This window comes from Cyclobacterium plantarum (genome assembly GCF_011290685.1).
GTDB classification, from domain to species: domain Bacteria; phylum Bacteroidota; class Bacteroidia; order Cytophagales; family Cyclobacteriaceae; genus Cyclobacterium; species Cyclobacterium plantarum.
This window is the reverse complement of sequence record NZ_JAANYN010000002.1, coordinates 151,788-172,276: the sequence shown is the minus strand read 5'-3', so window position 1 is coordinate 172,276 and position 20,489 is coordinate 151,788. Positions and strand designations below refer to the sequence as shown.

15 protein-coding genes and 1 riboswitch are annotated in these 20,489 nt (G+C 43.0%); of the genes, 10 read left to right on the top strand and 5 right to left on the bottom strand.

The genetic code is table 11. The features are described 5' to 3' along the window. Position 1 precedes the first annotated feature (1 nt). The 3 genes from G9Q97_RS04815 to G9Q97_RS04805 all read left to right on the top strand — a co-directional run bounded on the left by G9Q97_RS04815 (position 2) and on the right by G9Q97_RS04805 (position 4,368). Complete coding sequence (locus G9Q97_RS04815) at positions 2-2,449, top strand: GumC family protein (RefSeq protein ID WP_166143717.1); 2,448 nt, start codon at positions 2-4, stop codon at positions 2,447-2,449. A 66-nt stretch (positions 2,450-2,515) separates the two neighbouring features. Then, positions 2,516-3,562 carry a dTDP-glucose 4,6-dehydratase gene (rfbB, locus tag G9Q97_RS04810; RefSeq protein ID WP_166143715.1) on the top strand — a complete coding sequence of 349 codons (1,047 nt, stop codon included), beginning with the start codon at positions 2,516-2,518 and terminating at the stop codon, positions 3,560-3,562. A gap of 11 nt (positions 3,563-3,573) precedes the next feature. Next, the gene (locus tag G9Q97_RS04805; protein ID WP_166143713.1) at positions 3,574-4,368 is read left to right on the top strand and encodes a thymidylate synthase; all 795 of its coding nucleotides are present in this window, start codon (positions 3,574-3,576) and stop codon (positions 4,366-4,368) included. A gap of 13 nt (positions 4,369-4,381) precedes the next feature. On the opposite strand, the gene G9Q97_RS04800 is transcribed toward G9Q97_RS04805, so the two are convergent. After that, the gene (locus tag G9Q97_RS04800; protein ID WP_166143711.1) at positions 4,382-5,188 is read right to left on the bottom strand and encodes an aminotransferase class IV; all 807 of its coding nucleotides are present in this window, start codon (positions 5,186-5,188) and stop codon (positions 4,382-4,384) included. 235 nt (positions 5,189-5,423) lie between these two features. Here G9Q97_RS04800 and G9Q97_RS04795 point away from each other — a divergent pair, with 235 nt between their 5' ends. The 4 genes from G9Q97_RS04795 to G9Q97_RS04780 all read left to right on the top strand — a co-directional run bounded on the left by G9Q97_RS04795 (position 5,424) and on the right by G9Q97_RS04780 (position 13,033). Continuing rightward, the gene (locus G9Q97_RS04795; RefSeq protein WP_166143710.1) at positions 5,424-6,761 is read left to right on the top strand and encodes a TolC family protein; all 1,338 of its coding nucleotides are present in this window, start codon (positions 5,424-5,426) and stop codon (positions 6,759-6,761) included. 12 nt (positions 6,762-6,773) lie between these two features. Next, positions 6,774-8,075, top strand: a complete 1,302-nt coding sequence (locus G9Q97_RS04790) for an efflux RND transporter periplasmic adaptor subunit (RefSeq protein ID WP_166143708.1) — start codon at positions 6,774-6,776, stop codon at positions 8,073-8,075. Positions 8,076-8,424: 349 nt separating this feature from the next. After that, positions 8,425-11,574, top strand: coding sequence for a DUF1553 domain-containing protein (locus G9Q97_RS04785; RefSeq protein WP_246255421.1), 3,150 nt, complete (start codon positions 8,425-8,427; stop codon positions 11,572-11,574). Positions 11,575-11,584: 10 nt separating this feature from the next. Continuing rightward, positions 11,585-13,033 carry a DUF1501 domain-containing protein gene (locus G9Q97_RS04780; RefSeq protein ID WP_166143704.1) on the top strand — a complete coding sequence of 483 codons (1,449 nt, stop codon included), beginning with the start codon at positions 11,585-11,587 and terminating at the stop codon, positions 13,031-13,033. A gap of 101 nt (positions 13,034-13,134) precedes the next feature. Here G9Q97_RS04780 and G9Q97_RS04775 read toward each other — a convergent pair whose 3' ends face one another. The 3 genes from G9Q97_RS04775 to G9Q97_RS04765 all read right to left on the bottom strand — a co-directional run bounded on the left by G9Q97_RS04775 (position 13,135) and on the right by G9Q97_RS04765 (position 17,446). Continuing rightward, positions 13,135-14,313 (bottom strand): trans-sulfuration enzyme family protein, encoded by a 1,179-nt coding sequence (locus G9Q97_RS04775; protein WP_166143702.1) that lies wholly within the window; start codon positions 14,311-14,313, stop codon positions 13,135-13,137. A 134-nt stretch (positions 14,314-14,447) separates the two neighbouring features. Continuing rightward, positions 14,448-14,548, bottom strand: a riboswitch (SAM riboswitch). Between the two features lie 71 nt (positions 14,549-14,619). Then, the gene (locus G9Q97_RS04770; protein ID WP_166143700.1) at positions 14,620-15,819 is read right to left on the bottom strand and encodes a porin; all 1,200 of its coding nucleotides are present in this window, start codon (positions 15,817-15,819) and stop codon (positions 14,620-14,622) included. Between the two features lie 979 nt (positions 15,820-16,798). Next, entirely contained in the window at positions 16,799-17,446 is a 648-nt protein-coding gene (locus G9Q97_RS04765; protein ID WP_166143698.1) for an SGNH/GDSL hydrolase family protein, read from the bottom strand. A gap of 322 nt (positions 17,447-17,768) precedes the next feature. Here G9Q97_RS04765 and G9Q97_RS04760 point away from each other — a divergent pair, with 322 nt between their 5' ends. The 3 genes from G9Q97_RS04760 (at position 17,769) to G9Q97_RS04750 (ending at position 19,604) form a co-directional block, all read left to right on the top strand. Next, a complete protein-coding gene (locus G9Q97_RS04760) occupies positions 17,769-18,842 on the top strand; it encodes a DUF4407 domain-containing protein (protein WP_166143696.1) in 1,074 nt (357 codons plus the stop codon). 155 nt (positions 18,843-18,997) lie between these two features. Next, positions 18,998-19,225, top strand: a complete 228-nt coding sequence (locus G9Q97_RS04755) for a hypothetical protein (RefSeq protein ID WP_166143694.1) — start codon at positions 18,998-19,000, stop codon at positions 19,223-19,225. Next, complete coding sequence (locus tag G9Q97_RS04750; RefSeq protein ID WP_166143692.1) at positions 19,206-19,604, top strand: type II toxin-antitoxin system VapC family toxin; 399 nt, start codon at positions 19,206-19,208, stop codon at positions 19,602-19,604. The genes G9Q97_RS04755 and G9Q97_RS04750 overlap by 20 nt, the downstream gene beginning before the upstream one ends. A gap of 171 nt (positions 19,605-19,775) precedes the next feature. Here the strand turns inward: G9Q97_RS04750 and G9Q97_RS04745 are convergent, their stop codons facing one another. Next, positions 19,776-20,423: a peroxiredoxin gene (locus tag G9Q97_RS04745; RefSeq protein WP_246255420.1), complete on the bottom strand. Its 648-nt coding sequence runs from the start codon at positions 20,421-20,423 to the stop codon at positions 19,776-19,778. Positions 20,424-20,489 lie beyond the last annotated feature (66 nt).

The following is a 20,489-nucleotide window of genomic DNA, read 5'->3' as shown; positions in this document are numbered from 1 at the left end:
AATGGAAAACTTGGATCTATCTCAATTTGAAGAGCAGGAAAAGCCGATTGATATCAAGTATTATATCATCAAATACTTCCGGTACTGGCCTTTGTATGTTTTTTGTATTGTTTTGGGATTGTTTGCCGTTTTTCTGTTCCACCGGTATACCGTTGAAAGTTATGAAGTAAAAGGCAGCATGATGATCAAAAGCAATGCTTCACCGGAGGTTAGGATTTTAGACCGTTCCAATATTTTTTCCGGAACAGAAAACCTCACCAACGATATTTTGCTTTTTTCCTCAAAAAACCTTGCCGAAGAGGCTTTGAGCAGGCTACACTTTGATGTCAGTTATTTTGCCTCTACCAACATCAAGGAAATTGAACTTTATAACAACAGCCCCATCAAAGTGGATGTGGATTGGAGCCATCCCCAATTGGACAATAAAAAAATAAGGATCCATATTCTTTCGGATTCCACCTTCCAATTGCTGCCCGGCGAAAATATGTTTTTGGACCAATTTTTTATGAGCTACCCTTATGCGGAAGAGGAACAGGCATTCTTTGGAAAAGAATATTATTTTGGCAAGGAAGTCAATGAGGGGAGGGCAAAATTCACCATCCATTTGGTAGACATCATGCGGCAATACGATGAATATGAATTTCTGCTTCATCCCCCGCAAGCGCTGATAGACCAATATGCCGGCGCTGTACAGGTAAGGCCCCTGGTCAATTACGGGTCGGTCCTTGAGGTAAGCATGGTCACCAAAATAGTAGATAAGGGTAGTGATTATGTCAATGCTTTGATGGATGCCTTTCTGGAGTATGATTTACGTGAAAAAAACAGAATTTCAGAAAATGCCCTGAAATTCATTGAGGAGCAATTGTTTATTGTAGAAGACTCCCTGAACTCAGTGGAATCCCGCATGCAATATTTTAAAGTAGAAAATAAATTGTTGGATGTCAATGCAGAATTTGGAGGAGTTTTGAACAACATACAGCAATTGGAGGAAAGTATACAGTCCATTGACTTCGAATTGGCGTATTACAATACACTGAAGGATTACCTGGTCAGCAAGACGGGCTCCTACGAAGAGATCGTTTCTCCATCGGTTATAGGCATCTCAGACGGTATATTGGGAGAATTAATAAAAAATCTGGTTGCCCTTTCTCTTGACAGGAGAAAACTGCTGGCTGTCGTCCGCGAAACCCATCCGGATGTAGCCGCACTTGACCAGCAAATTGAGCGGTTAAAGGAAAATATTTTTGAAAATATCGAAAATTTAATCGCCAATACAAACAGTAAAAAAAGAGAGTATCAAGAGAAATTAAGTGGATTTGACAGGCAGTTTTCCAAGCTTCCTCAAGCAGAATCCAGTTATTCCAATATTTTCAGAGAATTTAAACTTAGGGAAAACCTGTACACCTATTTATTGGAAAAGCGGGCTGAGGCGGGAATTGCAAAAGCATCTAATGTACCGGACAATAGCATCGTGGATTATGCCAAAAGAGGAGTGCTGATTTTCCCAAAGAAAACACAAAATTACTCCTATGCCATAGGGCTTGGATTTTTTCTGCCTCTGGGGTTTTTATTGATTTTTCATTATCTGAACAACCGGATCATGGATCAGATTCAATTGAAAAACATGCTGAAAATCCCTTTGTTGGGAACCATTGGGTATAGCGAAAAAGAAACAAATCTACTCGTAGCCGAGCATCCCAGGTCTCTTTCATCCGAATCTTTCAGATCTTTGCGATCTGCCCTGTTTTACATTGCCAGTGAGAAGAAATGTAAAAAAATTCTGGTCACTTCCAGTATATCTGGAGAAGGAAAAACCTATATCAGCCTCAACCTGGCCTCAGCAATGGCGCTCAGTGGTAAAAGAACCTGTATCATTGGTCTTGACCTCAGGAAACCCAAACTTTCAAATTACCTGGAAATCTCTAATAAAAGAGGTTTATCGACTTTTCTCGTGGATAAGGACAAAGCAGAAGATATTATCATCGCCACTAAATATGAAAACCTCTCTGTGGTACCATCTGGTCCGGTACCTCCAAATCCTGCAGAGTTGTTGTTGAAAGATAAAATGGGAGCTTTCTTAGAAAGGTTGGAAGAGGAGTTTGATATTATCGTAATGGATTGTCCCCCGGTAGGATTGGTATCTGAAACAATGGACCTGCTTCGGTTTTCGGATGTTAACCTTTACATCGTAAGGCATGATTTCACGCATAAAAATCACCTTTTGATGATCAATGATTTGTATGCCAATGACCAGATTAGAAATTTTTATGCTATTTTTAACGGTTTGAAAAGCGGAGGGGATACCTATGATTTTGGAGGGTACAATTACGGGTATGGCTATAATTACTCCTATATGAAGAAAAACAGGTATGGGGATGGGTACTACGAGGTAGAAAAAAGGAATAAACGAGGATGGGTAAATAAATTTTTGAATCGTTTTAAGGCCTGATTTATTTTGGGCTTTGTGAAAGCTTTAGGACTTTTGTGAAGTCCAGTCATTTTAATTTTAAAACCTATGAAAAAATCGATTTTGATTACTGGTGGGGCTGGTTTTATTGGCTCCCATGTTGTCAGACTTTTTGTGAATAAATATCCGGAATACCGGATCATAAACCTCGATTGCCTTACCTATGCCGGAAACCTGGAAAATCTGAAGGACATAGAGGACAAGGACAATTATGTTTTTTCCAAGGTAGATATCAATGAAGAGAAATTATTGGCAAAGGTCTTCAATGACTTTCAGATTACAGATGTGATCCATTTGGCTGCTGAATCTCATGTGGACCGTTCCATTTCGGATCCCCTTGCCTTCGTCAAAACCAATGTGATGGGAACCGTAAACCTGTTGAATACAGCCAGGAATTTCTGGAAAGACCTGGGGAACCACCTTTTTTACCATATTTCTACAGACGAGGTATATGGTTCCCTGGATAATGGAGGGTACTTTACGGAAGACACCCCATATGATCCCCAATCTCCCTATTCAGCTTCAAAGGCATCTTCAGATCATTTTGTAAGGGCCTATGCCAATACCTATGGTATGAAAACTGTCATTTCCAATTGTTCCAATAATTATGGACCCAACCAGTTTCCGGAGAAACTCATTCCGCTTTGTATCCATAATATAAAGGAGAAAAAGCCTTTGCCGGTGTATGGAAAAGGGGAAAATGTCAGAGACTGGCTGTATGTGGAAGACCATGCAAGAGCCATAGATGAGGTATTTCATAACGGTTTACCTGGCGAGACCTACAATATAGGGGGCTTTAATGAATGGAAAAACCTCGCTATTGTAGAATTGCTGTGTAAAATCATGGATGAAAGATTGGGCAGGTCAGCAGGTGAGTCGGCCAAATTAATCACCTTCGTGAAGGACAGGGCGGGTCATGACCTTCGTTATGCCATTGATGCAAAAAAGATCAATACTGAACTGGGATGGGAACCAAGCCTTACCTTTGAAATAGGAATTGAAAAAACCGTGGATTGGTATTTGGAAAATGAGCCCTGGTTAAAAGGAGTGACCTCAGGTGAATACCTCCATTATTATAAAGCGCATTACAGTTAATCGATTTTACAATGAAGCAATACCATCAACTGTTACAACATATCCTGGATAATGGTATTCAAAAGGGAGACAGGACAGGAACAGGAACAAGAAGCGTTTTTGGTTATCAGATGCGTTTTGATTTGTCAGAAGGTTTTCCTCTGGTCACTACCAAAAAATGCCATACCCGATCCATTTTTCACGAACTGCTTTGGTTTCTCAATGGAGACACCAATATTGCTTACCTGAAGGAAAACAAAGTATCCATTTGGGACGAGTGGGCTGATGATAAGGGAGATCTTGGACCCGTTTATGGCTACCAGTGGCGACACTGGCCCGATGGAAAGGGAGGGGAAATTGATCAGATCAAAAACCTGATCCATCAGATCAAAACCAATCCCAATTCCCGGCGATTGATAGTGAGTGCCTGGAATGTGGCGGATGTAGATCAAATGGCCCTTCCTCCATGTCATTTGCTTTTTCAATTTTATGTAGCTGATGGACACCTTTCCTGTCAATTGTACCAGAGAAGTGCAGATGTGTTTTTAGGGGTGCCCTTTAACATTGCTTCCTATGCCTTGTTTTTAATGATGGTTGCCCAGGTATGTGATCTCAAACCCGGTGAATTCATCCATACCTTTGGAGATGCTCACCTGTATAACAATCACCTGGAACAGGCCAGGTTGCAATTGAGCAGGGACTACAAGCCATTGCCCCGGTTGGAGCTTAATCCTGAGGTTAAGGACATATTCTCCTTTACCTATGAGGATATCATATTGAAAAATTACGACCCTCATCCCCACATCAAAGCAGCAGTATCTGTATAGGGTTTAGAAATTTTCAGGGCATTTCAAAAATGGAATCAATTTCGTCTATTGGCTGACAATCGTATTGTCGGCCTTCTATTTTTTCAATGTAGCTGATGCCGGCAATATTGCTGACAAAAACCTGATCTGCGTTTAAGAGGTCTTTGGGATGAAAGGACCCAACCTGACAATCTTTTCCCGTTTCTTTTAATTTTTGCAGGATTTGTTTTCTGCCCACACCTGCGATACAATAATTCTCCAGAGATGGGGTAAAGAATATCCCATTTTTTACCCAAAACAAATTGGAACTCCCTGCTTCGGATATACATCCGTTAAGGTCCAGCAGGATAACCTCATCCATTTGCCTATCCATTCTTTCCTGGTTTGCCATTACATAGGGCAGGGCATTTAAGGTTTTACAATTGGCCCATGGTGAAGGTGGAATTTTGATGGAAGCACAGAAATAGGCCTCTTTTTTAACCTTTGGAGCAGGTTGAAAGTCTGTTAACATCAGCCACTCAGCATGTCCTTTTTCAGTTGGGCTATATTTTCCTATTCCGCTTCTGTAAATATTCCACCTTATCCTGTAGGTGGACTGATCTCCCGGAAGATTTTTGACCAGGTCATTTACCAGGTGAATATTGGGATAGGTGAATGGTTGTATTTTAAGACATTCTATTCCGGCTGATAACCTTTCAAAATGATCTTTCCAAAATCGGATTTCTCCCTCCGAATACACCATCGTTTCAAAAATACCATCTCCAAAAAGAAATGCCCTGTTGGCAGGTATGGTATCAATATGTTCATAAACGCCATTAGGGTTCAATATAAATTGTCTCATAATCGTACAGCGATATGTTCGAAAACGAACAAATTTTTTTTAACTTTTTTCTTATCACGTTAAAATTAATTAAAAAATAAGGCTATTAGTTGATAATTCTTCGATTAGATGTTTACTTGGTGAAAATTATTTCTTTAGCACTAAATTTGAGTAATCATGTAAAGTTTTACTAACTTTATAATTGAATTTTCTGTTAATTGAAATCCTTCCCTTATCTTTCAAATTCGCTTAATTTATGAAAAATGTTTTGGGTTTTATTTTTTGTGCCTGCTGTTTGTCTATAGAAGGGTTTGGGCAGGCAACAACAGGCAAATTAACACTTGAGCAAAGTGTGGCCATCGCGTTGGAAAACAATTTGGATCTCAAAAGAGCTGAACTGAATCTCCTGAATGCAGAAGCAGGTCTTTTGGAGACTCAGGGGCAACGTTTACCCTCTTTTTCGATGGGGGCATCTTCTGGGTACCGTTGGGGCAGGTCCATTAACCCGGTGACCAACGATTTTGAAACCAGAAGGATAGGGAATGTCAACATTTCAGGAAGTTCAAATGTACCCTTATTTGCAGGCGGGCAGATTAATAATAGTATTAAACAAGCAGAAATCAATACAAAGACCAGCAGACTTAATGTTGAAGCCAGCAGGAATGATATCTCACTAAATACCATCAATTTATTTATCAATGTGGCTTTTTCAAAGGAGCAGTTGAATATTGCCAATTCACAATTGCAAACCAGCAGGGACCAATTGGAAAGGACTAGCAGATTGGTCCAGGCAGGCTCCATACCCATCGCAGACCAACTCGATCTGCAGGCACAAATGGCTACTAATGAGTTAGAGGTAATTAATGCGGAAAACAACCTGAGAATTGCCAGATTAAATCTTTCCCAGTCACTTCAGTTGCCTTTTACCGATGAATTTGACATCATTGTTCCTGAACTGGAAGTGGAAGGGTTGGAAATTGACAATAGAGGAGTTGAACACATCTACAGCGTGGCATCTGGTTATCTCCCGCAAGTGGAGGCAGCGGAATTGGGGGTCGAGGCAGCGGAACTTGGTGTTCGCATCGCCAAAGGGGCTTTTGCCCCAAGCCTTAATTTAAGTGCCAATGTGTTTTCAAACTACGTTGATCAAGCCAATTTTGGCACTGTAGATCCAATTTTGAGTCAATTTGAAAACAATCTTTCTCAATCTGCCAATTTACAATTGAGCATTCCGGTATTTTCTAATTTCAGGAATAGGGCCGGGATACAAAGAGCAAGGGTGCAGAAGCGGCTAAGTGAAATCCAGGAAACTGAAACCAAAAACCTGTTGCGACAGGAAATAGAAACCGCCTATACATCAGCCTATGCAGCAAAGCAATCGTACCGGAGTTCTCTGCTGCGGGTAGAAGCCCTGCAGGAAGCTTTCCGCATGGCCCAACAAAGATTTGAGGTGGGGGCAATCAATGCCGTAGATTTTCAGGTTGCCCAAAACAATCTCTTCAATGCACAGGCAGATTTGGTAACTGCCAAATATGAATATGTATTCCGCACCAAAGTTCTTGATTTTTACCTAGGAAACCCACTTTCACTTTAATCAGATATAATAATGGCAAAGAAAAAGGCAAATAAATTAATTTTTATCTTATTGGCAGTTGTGACTGTATTGGTGGTTTTTACAGTCGTCGCCAAAAATGCCGGATGGGTGGGCGGCGAAAAACCGATAGCGGTGGAGGTAGGAAAGGTGTCCAAAAAAGCAATTGTAGAAAAAGTCAGTGCATCAGGAGTGGTTCAACCCGAAACAGAGGTGAAAATGAGTCCCGATGTGGCTGGTGAGATCATAGAACTGAATGTCAATGAAGGTGATTCTGTAAGTGTAGGAGATCTTTTGGTCAAAATACGACCTGATAATTTTATTTCAGCACTGGACAGGGCACAGGCCAATCTCAATCAACAAATGGCCAATTTGGCACAATCAAAAGCCACCTTGAAGCGTTCTGAAGCGCAATTCAACCGGGCAGAATTGGCTTTTAACCGGAATAGTAAGCTTTATGAGGATAAAGTTATATCTGATGCTGATTTTGAACAAGCCAAAGCCGATTTTCTGACTGCCGAAAATGACCTGGAAGCAGCAAGGCAAACGGTCCTGGCAGCTGAATATATTGTTAAAAGTGCGCAAGCTTCGGTGGAGGAAGCTTCTGAAAACCTCCGTTTGACCAATGTTTACTCACCCACAGATGGAACGGTTTCTAGCTTATTGGTAGAAAAGGGCGAGAGGGTAGTTGGGACGGCTCAAATGGCGGGAACGGAGATGCTCAGGATTGCGGATTTATCCCGCATGGAAGTGAGGGTAAACGTAAATGAAAATGACATTGTTCGTATCAGTATGCACGATACTACTTTGATTGATGTAGATTCCTATGCCTTTAGTGGGAAAAAATTTACCGGAGTTGTCACAGCAATAGCCAATTCTGCCAATGAAAAAGCAAGTGCTGATGCGGTTACAGAATTTGAGGTGAGAATTAGGATTTTAAATGATTCGTACAAGGAATTGATTACCAATGAAAATCCTTTTCCATTCAGACCTGGGATGACAGCTAGTGTGGAAATCATTACAGAAAGAAAGGAAGATGTGCTCTCTATCCCTCTGGCTGCGGTGACTACCAGGGCAGACCAAACTTTTACTTCCGGGCCGTTGGATGGAAACCTGAAGGAGTTGGTTTTTTTGAAAGATGGAGAAGTGGCCAGGATTCAGGAAGTGAAGACCGGAATTTCTGATTTTGAGAACATAGAAATTTTGGAAGGCTTGCAGGAGGGCCAGGAGGTCATCACAGGCCCCTATTTTGTGGTAAGTACCCAGCTTGAAAACGACAAACCGGTGAAGTTGTCTGAAGAAGCTGGGTCGGAATAAAAAAGTTGGCATCAAGTCTCATGTCATCGTTTGAATGAGAGTAAAAGGCTTATTGGATTTTAAGATAGGTCAAGGCACCAAAAATTATATTGCTATTTGCGGTGTTTTGAACGATTGATGTAGCTGAAAGATCCCAGTTGATTACGCGTAGGTTCAGGCATGACTTGACATAAGGATAGTAGGGGGAATTGGGTGATTACAAATAAAATTATTTATAATCTTACCCAGGAACCAAACTTTTTCTTATTTTAGCAGGTGTACCAGTATATCCTGCATGTTTTCTATCCTTGGTTTATTTCGCAATAAATGGTTCGTTTTTTTCGCACCGCTTATTTGTGCTTTCTTACATTTGGCTTGCAGCCCAAATGTACCTGAGGCTGTTCGTCTGGAGAAGAAAAATATTCCGGAGCAAATCTCCTATAACCTGCATGTGAAACCCATTTTGTCCGACCGTTGCTTTTCCTGTCATGGTCCGGATCCCAATACACGCGAGGCAGGGTTACGGCTGGATACAAAGGAAGGCGCTTACAAAACCCTGCAGGACCGGTGGATGGAAAAAGCCATTTCTCCCGGAAAACCTGGAAGCAGTGAAGTTTTTCACCGCATTTTAGCAGAAGACCCTTTTCTTAGAATGCCCCCTCCTGAATCCAATTTGTCTTTATCAGATCAGGAAAAAGCGATTCTGATTCGCTGGATCGAGCAGGGAGCCGAGTACCAGGACCACTGGGCCTATCTTCCACCCAAAAAAGTACCGCCTCCAGTTCCAAAAAATCCAGCCTGGATCAGTAATGAACTGGATGCCTTTATTCTCGATAGATTGGACAAGGAAGGATTGTCACCCTCAGCCCAGGCAACAGCAACTACCTTGATAAGAAGGCTGGCTTTTGACCTAACGGGACTTCCGCCTGACTGGGAGATGGTGGAACGGTTCGTTAAAAATCCCTCGCAAAACACCTATGAAGAGATAGTGGATGAATTGATGGCTTCAGATGCCTATGCCGAACGGATGGCCCTGGACTGGTTGGATGTGGCCCGTTATGCAGATTCACACGGATTGCATGCGGATGGTATCCGGATGATGTGGCCCTGGAGGGATTGGGTTATAGAAGCTTTCCGTTCAAATATGCCTTATGACCAGTTTATCCAATGGCAAATAGCAGGAGACATGATGCCGGAGCAGACAAAGGAACAAGTGTTGGCAACAGCTTTTAACCGGAACCATCAAATGACAGCTGAAGGTGGGATCATTGATGAGGAGTACCGGTTGGAATATGTTTTTGACCGGTCTGAGACAACTGCCAAGGCTTTTTTGGGCCTGACCATGGAATGTGCAAAATGCCACGACCATAAATTCGACCCGCTTTCTCAAAAAGATTATTTTAGTTTAGCAGCTTTTTATAACAATATAGACGAAGTGGGCATGACCGGTGACGACAAAAATGCCGGCCCTATGATGCTTTTTTCCGACGAAAAAACAGACCAGGAAATTGCCCGGATCAAACAAAAAATCCTGGCTTTGGAATCCAGGCAGAAAACAGCGTTGGCCAGTCAAATACCTGAAACCACTAGGAATGTGCCGCCCAAAACCCTGGAAAAAGGATTGGTTGCCCAATTTCCCCTGGCTACCCATGAAAATGAATTGACAAGCTCTCTGGACAAGCATTTGGAGGCCAGGGTGTCCGGGAATCCCGAACCGGTTTCCGGCCCCAGCCTCGAAAAAGGTGGCTTGCGGTTCAAGGCCGATTATGACATCATTGAAATTCCGGAAACCGGGCTTTTCGAAATGGACAGGGGATTTTCATACAGCATATGGATCAATCCGGAAACCATTGAGCCCTATCGGTTTATTCTGGGAAATATTGGTAATAAAAATACGTATTGGAGAGGATATGAATTGTACCTGGATAGTTTAAATCAAATTAACGTCCAATTAATCCATGCACTTCCGCACAATGCCCTTCATGTTAGGAGTGGTCTGAAGCTGCCATCAAAAAAATGGACCCATGTTGCATTCACCTATGATGGATCAGGAAAGGGCAGCGGGCTAAGGATTTTTATTAACGGAAAGGAATCGGAAAATAAGGTCGAAAAGGACAATTTGTACAAAAGCATTCTTCCCGTTAATACAAGTTACACTGTAGTGAAAAAAGCACTGCGTCTTGCCAGAAGTTACCGGGTTTTTAGCGGGGATGATGGGATTTATACCGGCAGCCTTTCGGATTTAAGGATTTATGACCGGGCACTGACTGAGTGGGAAGTGGCCTGGGTTTTTTCTGAAGCCGCTGGAAAAGCGATGTCCGGTAAGCCTGCGGCGCTTGTTCACAGTAATTATTGGGACAATGCCAAACTGCAAGGAATAAGTGATTCCCTTTCCGATTGGCGGGCCGAAAAGTTGAAATTGATGGAAGGAATAGAGGAGGTGATGGTCATGCAGGAAAGTGCATCGCCACGGAAGACTTTTTTGTTGGAACGAGGTGCTTATGATGCGCCGGGACAGGAGGTGCAGCCGGCCGTGCCCGAAGTGATTTCTGGATTCTCTCCTGAATGGCCAAATAATCGTTTGGGCCTTGCCAAATGGCTTACTAGTCCGGAAAACCCCCTGGTAGCCAGAGTAACGGTAAACCGGTATTGGTACCGCATATTTGGCAGGGGCATCGTACCCACTGTGGATGATTTTGGCAGCCAGGGGCAAATGCCCAGTCATCCCGAATTGCTGGATTGGTTGGCAGTGGACTTTATAGAAAACGGCTGGGATGTAAAATACCTGATAAAAAAGATGGTCATGTCTGCAACATACCGGCAGTCCTCAGAGCCGACTGCACTCTTGTTGGAAAAGGATCCGGACAATGTGCTGTTGGCAAGGGCTCCACGGAGCCGGTTGCAGGGTGAGTTTATACGGGACAATTACCTAAAATCAAGTGGTTTATTGGTACACCAGGTAGGAGGCCCCAGCGTAAAACCGTATCAGCCTCCAGGTCTTTGGGAGGAAAAAGGCGAATTTTCTTATTTCCTGTACAATTATGAACAAGACACCGGTGAAGATTTATACCGAAGGAGCATGTATACCTTTATTCGGCGTACTGCCCCACCTCCGGCAATGACTACTTTCGACGTGCCTAACCGGGAGGAGTGCCAGGTGTCCCGGCAGGAAACCAATACCCCGCTGCAGCCGCTGGTGCTAATGAACGATCCGCAGGTAGTTGAGGCAGCCCGGGTACTCGCAGAGAAGATGCTTCAATCCGATGAATTGGAGCAGCAGTTGGTGGTGGGTGTAAGGAATTCGTTGGGAAGAGATCCGGAAAAGGAAGAACTAGAGGTGTTGGGCAGTATGTACCGGTCTGAAATGGAGCGTTTTGGGAATGATTTGGAATCAGCCCGCGATTTGCTGGCCGTGGGAGAATATCCGGTAGATACCCGAATTCCAGCTGAAAAAACTGCGGCCATGACCATGGTAGCCAGCCTGTTGTTCAACCACTACGAATTTTATACCAAAAAGTAAAAAAGCAAGCATGTATCACTTATGCCAACACACCAACAGCTATTCCCGAAGGGAATTTTTGAGTAAAACAGGGCTTGGTTTGGGCGGGCTGGCCCTTTCTTCCCTGATTGGTCCTTTGGATCTGAAAGCGAACAGTATCGAAGCATTGAATGATCCGCTGGGAACACACTTTTCTCCCAAAGTCAAACGGGTCATTTATTTGTTTCAAAGTGGTGGTCCTTCACAGTTGGAGTTGTTTGATTATAAGCCGGAACTGAAAAAAAGGAATGGGGAGCAATTGCCGGATAGCGTACGGCAGGGACAGCGGCTCACCGGAATGACTGCCGGACAGAAATCCATACCCATGGTAGGTTCGGTATATGATTTTAAACAACATGGGGCCTCTGGTGCCTGGGTAAGCGAGCTTTTGCCGCACATAGCCGGAATCACAGATGAGATTTGTATGATCAAATCCATGTTTACAGAGGCCATCAACCACGATCCGGCGATCACCTTTTTTCAGACAGGTTCCCAGCAACCTGGAAGGCCTTCTATTGGCTCCTGGGTAAGTTATGGTTTGGGTTCAGAAAATGAAAACCTTCCGGCATTTTGCGTATTGCTTTCACAGGGTAAGCAGGGAGCGCAACCGGTTTACAGTCGGTTATGGGGCAATGGTTTTTTACCCAGCTTGCATCAGGGTGTTCAGTTTCGTTCGGGTAAGGACCCGGTCCTGTACCTGAATGATCCTCCGGGTATTTCCGGCAGGGACCGCGGAAATTACCTGGATCATTTAAAAAAATTGTATGATTTGGAATTTGCCCAATCTCAGGATGCAGAAATCAACGCCAAAATCGCGCAGTACGAGATGGCTTACCGCATGCAGACCTCTGTGCCCGAAACCATGAATATTACTGATGAGCCAAAGCACATTACGGATATGTACGGACCGGATGTCTACCAGCCGGGAACTTATGCCGCCAATTGCCTTTTGGCTAGAAAACTGGCCGAAAAGGACGTGAAGTTTATCCAGCTATACCACAAAGGTTGGGATCAACATGGTAACCTACCCAAGGACATTCAAACCATGTCACAAAGCATGGATATGCCAACAGCCGCCCTGATTCGTGACCTGAAACAACGGGGTATGCTGGAAGATACCCTGGTGATTTGGGGAGGAGAGTTTGGCAGGACCAGTTACTCGCAGGGCAGGCTTAGCCCGGAGAATTACGGCAGGGACCATCATCCCAATTGCTTCACCATGTGGATGGCCGGAGCTGGGGTGAAAAAGGGTATCTCCTATGGAGAAACGGATGATCTGGGATACAATGTGGTCCGTGACCCTGTCCATGTTCACGACTTTCAGGCTACCCTTTTACACCTGCTTGGGGTGGACCACGAAAGGTTGACATTCAAACACCAGGGCAGGCGGTACCGGCTAACAGATGTACACGGTAAGCTTGTCAAAGGAATTCTCTCCTAATGTCAGATCAGGCCTAAACAAAGGGAAATTCAGGAGTTTATTATGGACAGGCTCCCACTTTATTGTTGAAGAGAACAGGTGTTTGGACGCCACTCCCGAATTTATGCTTTTGACCCTTCCAGTGCCCGTTCGATATCGAGAATGATATCGTCCACATGTTCCAAGCCCACGGACAGCCTTACCAAACCATTCAATATTCCTACTCTTTCCCTTTCTTCCTCGCTGAGTTTACTATGGGTGGTGGATGCGGGATGGGTGATGATGCTCCTACTGTCGCCAAGATTAGCCGTTACTGTTATCATTTGCAATTGATCAATGAATCTTTTGGCTCTGGCCAAGCCTCCCTTAAGGGTGAGTGTGATGATACCTCCTCCATGTCGCATTTGCTTTTTTGCCAGCTGGTATTGGGGATGAGAGGGGAGAAAGGGATATTTCACCATTTCTACTTCCGCATTACCTTCAAAATACTGCGCTATTTTTAAAGCATTTTCACAATGCCGGTCCATACGTACCGCCAGTGTTTCCATGCTCTTGGCCAAAACCCAGGCATTAAAGGGAGAAAGCGAGGGACCGGTATGCCGCATGAAAAATTGTACCTCATCAATCAACTCCTTTTTACCAAGAATGAGTCCTCCGAGCACCCTTCCCTGCCCGTCGATAAATTTGGTGGCACTGTGGGTAACGATATGTGCCCCCCATTTGGCGGGTTGTTGCAGGTAAGGGGTGGCAAAACAATTGTCTACCACCAGAATCAGGTTGTGGGCATTGGCGAAATTTGCAATGAATTCAAGGTCAATGATCTCCAGCCCCGGATTGGAAGGGGTTTCGATAAATATCATTTTGGTATTGGGGCGGAGTAGTTTTTCCCAATTGGCTATATCGGATATATCACCATAGGTGTGGGAAATGCCCCATTTCGGAAAAACCCTTGTCAATAATTGATGGGTAGATCCAAAAAGGGACCTTGCCGCCAAAATATGATCCCCTTGTTGTAATAAGGAAGCCATGCTTCCAAACATGGCAGCCATACCCGAGGCAGTGCAAACACCATTTTCTGTTCCTTCTGCAGCACAGACTTTTTCAATCAGGTCACTGGTATTGGGGTTGGCATAACGGGAGTAAATGTTTCCGGGAATCTCATCGGCAAACATTTGTCTGGCTTGCTCTGCGGAATCAAAAACAAAACTGGAGCTCAGGTAAATCGGAGCGGAATGTTCCCTTTGATCAGAAGAGGAAGCATTGATACGGACGGCCTGGGTTTCAAAATTTTTATCTGACATGAATTGTATTTTCTGGATTACAAGATATAACAAATCCCTGCCGGTCATGGGTAAACACCTGCCGGGAGATTAAGCTGTTCGGATTGGAAAAACTAAGGGGAAGTTGAAATAATGAATATTGTGTCATAAAGCCTAATTTATCGGTCCCTAATGGGCAGGTATTGGCACCTTTCCTGTTCCCGGAAGGTTGCCAGAGGTTCGCTGAGCCTGTTCTCTCACCTCTTCTTTATAAATCAGTCACCTGAAATTTATGCAAATAAACAGACTGCCGGCCTTTTATCCAAATCCGGAAGTGGTTTTAGGCAGTTAAAATGAAAAATCATACTGTATCCTGAACCGCCAGCCGCTCGCTTCACGGTTTACGGATTTTTCCTCAAAATCAAAATGTGTAATGTCGGCAGTTAGTTTGTTTTGGTGGCCGCTGAAGAAACAGTTGAAAGCCAATGAAATTTCCTCCTCATTGTTCATTTGAAGTGCGCGGTTTGGCTGATAAAAGGCATATCGGGAAGCCAATTCGAACAGGGGCTTCTTCTTAACAATCGCCTGAGGATTCAGAATAAAACCGCCCTGAACAAACCAGCCATGCAATTTTGTCAATTCCTGCAGTTGCTTGTCAAGGATATTTTTACGGTGAAATTCACTGTGCCAACTAAAATTTTTATATTTAAACGTACTTTCCAGCAGGTATTGGTCCATTTTATAGCGACCAGGAGTATTTTCTTCAAAACCCACTAGCTGCCCACCTCCCTGAGAAGAATACCTGGTATACTGGCTGGTATTGGTCGCTCCCGCCCAGGCAAGCGATGCGACCGGGGTTTTATAAAAAGTTAAGGCAGATCCAGACATCTTTACCCCCTCTCCAAGGATATTCCACTGCAACCGCCCTGAATACATTAATTTTTCGTCATCATTGTTTCTGGCTCCGATTCCGGCCCCCGTCAGTACCATCAGGTTATAATTAAAATCAGCCAAACCGCCTCCATCCCATCTGCCATATATACTGGCACCCTGTTGCCTGTCCAGTGTAAATGGTCTATTGATAATGGACCGCTCCATCATTTGCTGGTTACCACTCGAAATCACCCTTTCCCTGGAATATTCTGATTTCCATTGCCCTATTTTAAAATTCAACAAGGGCCATTTTTCCACCATCACCCGGAAATCCAGTAACCTCGAAGCTCCCAGTTCATATTCAAAATAATATTTTAACCAGGGCTGGTAGGCATGCCCCCCAACCTTTAGTCTGGCCCGATTTATCTTAAACAGGTTTTGTTTTTGTTCAAAAAAATCGTCAAAGGTGATGGGGTCCTGGTCACTGGGGGTAGCAAAACGAAACTGAAGCCTTCCTCCAAAATTTAGCTGGTATTTCCCATCGGAGGAAGAAAATTGAAATCCCCTGGAACCATAGCTTATTCCTTGTTGAGGGATAGAGTCGTTTTCTCCTTGAATAGCAAATGCAAAATGGGGAAGTCCCACAAAAAAAAACAGTAAAATTTTATAACTCATGCCAGCCGAATATTAATTCCTGAAAGGCTAATCGGCTGGTTTTTCAGGTACTGATGTACAAAGTCACAGATAGTGCAGGGGGCTTTAAGATTAAGCATATATTAATTTAATATTACCTAATTGTTAAATTTCCTACAAAGTTAAGGATACAAAATCAAAGTCCAATTGTTTTTTGCAGTTGAAAGTGGATTTGAGGATGATAAATAAGGTTAGGTCTACCTACTTTTATATTAAAATCCTCATCCCGAGACCTAATATTTTATAAACACGGATATTGCGATGACGGTGGATGTCGTCACCACGAGAATTACCTTTTCTTATACGCAAAAAACGGGATGAGGATGGGTTTTTTGCAATATAGAGGTGTTCGTGGTACCAGGATTATGCCTCGAAAGCAACTATTATTCCTTTAATTATCTGTTCTTTTGCCCTGATGCAAAAGAACCAAACCTGTCTGCCGGCAGGCAGGAAATCAAGACAAAAAAATCCTTCCCCCCGCAAACCTGCCGCACCCCCGGTTTTTTGTCGGGCCTATGCTCTTTGCGTATATAAATATGAATCTTCGATTTCTATTAATTTTTTCGGTGGTTTTCCTCTATAAAATCGGAATTTAATACGTCATCGGTAGACCTAACATTTTAAAAAACGCAGAAATGGGGATGACGATGTGGGTTTTTATCGTGTTGATTTTCAGCTAGTTAACAAACACGTCTTCGGCAGGGTGCCAACCTGAACATAATCGAATCTCGTTAAAATGCCGGGCGCATGCGGAAGTCTGTAGTTATCCGTGTACGCATATCCGATCTTTCTGTCCTTTTTTCGATTTTCTTATGTTCCCGCTCCAGTTCGGATCGCTCCCTTTTTAGGCTGAGCCTGTCGAAGTCCGGCTCCGCTCAGGGACCATCGCGATGACGAGAGGAATGTGCAGCGAGGATGTAGCCGGGTTTAAGCATATGCTTAAACCGGATTCAGGGTTGAATTACAAAAACTTGCCGATGGTTTCGGCCCAGATGGCATATCCCTTCTCGTTCATGTGCAGGTTGTCCTTTAAAAAAATATCTTCCATTGGTTTCTTTTCTGAATTTAACATCGGCTTCCACAGATCAGCATACTTTACTTTTTTCTTTCCACGGGCATACTTTTTCATGGCTGCATTCAGGGCAATGTATTCATCAGCCAGATTCCACCTGGCCACGCTGGGCTTGGCGCTGATCAGGACGATTTCGGTATTTGGCGACTCATTTTCAATTTGTTCTACGATCAGGTTATAAGTAGTGATGATTTCTTCTGTGGACTTACCTGCAGATATGTCGTTATCTCCCTCATATATAAATACCTTTTCCGGTTTGTAATCCAGTACAAGCTCATCCAGATAATGCAGCAAGTCACTTGCCTGAGATCCCCCAAAACCAGCATTTACAATTCTTTCTCCCGGAAAATCCTGCTGCAAACTTTTCCACATCCGGATAGTGGAGCTACCGGTAAAAACTACTGAAGATTGGTAATCAGAAACCGGATAATCTTTGGAAATTTGGCTTACCTGATCAGAAAACCGGGTAGGGTCCTGGGCAAATGCCAGAGAGTTGCTAATAAAATACAATAGGAATAGATAGAAGAAATTTTTCATGGCTTGGTTTATAATGCAGGTCTAAACTACTATAATAATTTGAATATTAAAACCAGATAGCAACATGTACCGTCTCAAAATCGAACACAAAAAGCGGACAGAACTGAGTTTTGAATCGATTTGGGGATTAAAATCTGCCATCCATAGCATGATTCAATCCTGTAATCCCAGTCATTTATCAGAAAAGATAATTGTAATAATTTGATTTTTAATACGTTATGGTTTTAATCCTTTTTTGAATGACAATTGTTTTTCTCACATCTATACACAAGCAGGCATGGTATGCGTTTTGAAATGAATTCCGCTAAACATTAATCTATTCATGAATAATTTCGAAAAATTCCTGATTTTTTGTTCTGGTGCTTACCTGCCATTGGTCCGGAGGTGTCCTGCAAGTACAAACAGGTTCATAGGAATTGGGGCAACTGTGCTATTTACGGCTATTTTTGCAGGCCTGTCTGTAAGTTATGCCTTGTCTACCGTTTTTTCATCGTTTTGGGTGATTTTGGGAATTGCTTTGATCTGGGCTTTGATGATTTTTAATTTGGATCGGTATATTGTTTCAACCCTAAAAAAGCAGGATCAATTTTTTCCGGAATTCAAACAAGCCCTTCCCCGATTGGTTTTGGCTTTGTTGATCGCGCTGGTTATTGCCAAACCATTGGAGTTACGGATTTTTGAAAAGGAAATCAACAGAGAACTGGATGAACAGCGTCTGGCTACAATCGAAAATAGTAGGGAAAAAATAGCAGCAGGGTATCCGGAAATCAATGACCTGGAAAGTAAGATTGAAAGCCTCAGGGCTGGGATTGCCGCCAAGGAGGATTTCCGGAACCAGAAGCAGGTGGAGTATGATCAGGAAAGATTTGGCGTAAAAACGGATGGGACCACGGGGCTTGCTGGCATAGGTATCAATGCTGAGAAGAAAGAAGAGCAACTGGATCAGGCAGAGCAGGATTACCAATATACCCAGAAGCTGAATGAGGGCAGGATTGAGGATCTGGAAGCGGAAATCAGGAAAATCAATGTATTGAAGGAACAGGAATTTCAAAACCAGATGGTCTCCCTGGATGCGTATGATGGTTTGGCAGCCCGGTTACAGGCTTTCAGGGATTTGACTTTGAAAAATACGGCCATTTATTGGGCCAACTGGATGATAATTTTTTTGTTTGTCATGATAGAGATGGCACCCATTCTGGTCAAGCTGATGGGAAGCAGAGGGCCCTATGACCAGTTGCTGGATTTCCATGAGGCAGGCATTGTCCTGGCAGGGGAGGAGCTATGGCACAAAAAATCCGGGGATAGCGCATTGAGAAAAGAGGTTTTTGATGAATTGTATGATAAAAGGAAGGCGCGACGTGTGGATTTTGACCTGGGTATGCTTGGGGAAAAGTAAAACCGTTAGTATTTGTAGCCGGAATTGCCTGAGCCTGGCCAGCACTCATTGTCCGGATGGCTGGGATTCCTCTGGTAGGAGGGAACGAATTAAGGAAACTAAGTATAACCATAAAAATGTTATATTTACATCATTAGAATAAATCCGTAAAAAGAATGGACGTATCTACCAGAAAACTAAATTTTATACAGGATCTGTTATCGGTTAGTGATGAAAAGATCATTGGTAAGCTGGAATCTTTATTGAAAAAGGAAAAGCAGAAAGAAGTCCAGAAGCCATCTGTTTATGATCTTTTAGGGGTTTTGACCAAAGAAGAAGGGGAAGAAATGGAGAAAACAATAAAATCCTGTTGTGAAAAAATCCATGATGAAGACTGGAAATGATCCCTGCTTGCTCGATACAAATATCGGTATTGATTTACTAAAAGGGCAGCGGAGTGTAGCTGATGGAATCAGTAATTCTAAAACGGTTTACCTCCCCGTTTTTGCATTAGGGGAGTTGTATTTAGGAGAATGTTCTGGTCGAAAGGCTTTTCATTATGATCAGATTAAAACATTTTTGAAAATTGCGATGGTTTTAAATGCTGGAGAACGGACCGCTTTAATTTATAGCCGGTTAAAAGCGTATTTAAAAATTAAAGGTACACCAATACCTGAAAATGATATTTGGATAGCGGCTATTGCGCAAGAACACAATTTACCATTAGTCACCCGGGATATCCATTTTAAGTATTTGCCTGATTTAAAGATTTTGTCCTGGTAAAAAATCGTGCTATTCGACATTTGCCATGTCGGATCTAGATAATCAGGGTTTGCAACCCTTATATAAGTGAATCAATTTGTAGCTGAATTTCTTTTGGAAAACAAGGGCATTTTTAATTAAACAGGCAAGCCATTTTTCAGGCCTGCCTGTTTATTTTATGGCTGATCGATTTTAAATGCTTTTTTTGGCCAGGTAGAAATCTACCATTTCCAAATCACTGCTTTCACGTTCCTGCATTTCAGCTACTGTTTTTGGCGGGGGAACAATGACTTTATCTCCTTCCCGCCAATCCAGAGGCATGGCTACTTTGTATTTGTCAGCCGTTTGTAAAGCCACAAGCGACCTTTTAATTTCATCCATATTCCTTCCTACATTCAAAGGATAGTACATGATCAATCTTATTTTCCCGTTAGGGTCGATGAAAAACACAGCCCGAACAGCAGCGGTCTCACTTTCGCCCGGCTGTAGCATGCCGTATTTTTTGGATACTTTCATGTCAATGTCTGCGATGATGGGAAACTCAAACAAGACACCTGTGTTCTTTTTGACATTATTGACCCAGGCGATGTGGGAATGGATAGAATCGATACTCAATCCCACCAACTTGGTTTTCTTCTCATCAAAGAAATTTTGTTCCAGGGCAAATCCACTCATTTCTGTGGTGCAAACGGGCGTGAAATCAGCCGGGTGGGAGAACAGTATGGTCCAGCTGTCTTTGATGTATTCTGAAAACTTCATGGGACCGGTAGTGGTCATGGCTTCAAAATCCGGAGCCTGATCGCCGATCCTGGGCATGGTCATTATATCTTCTTCGTTCATGGTATTTTTATTTATTTGATACCATAAAAATGCAGCTTTTTAAATACCGAACCTGTGATTTTTATC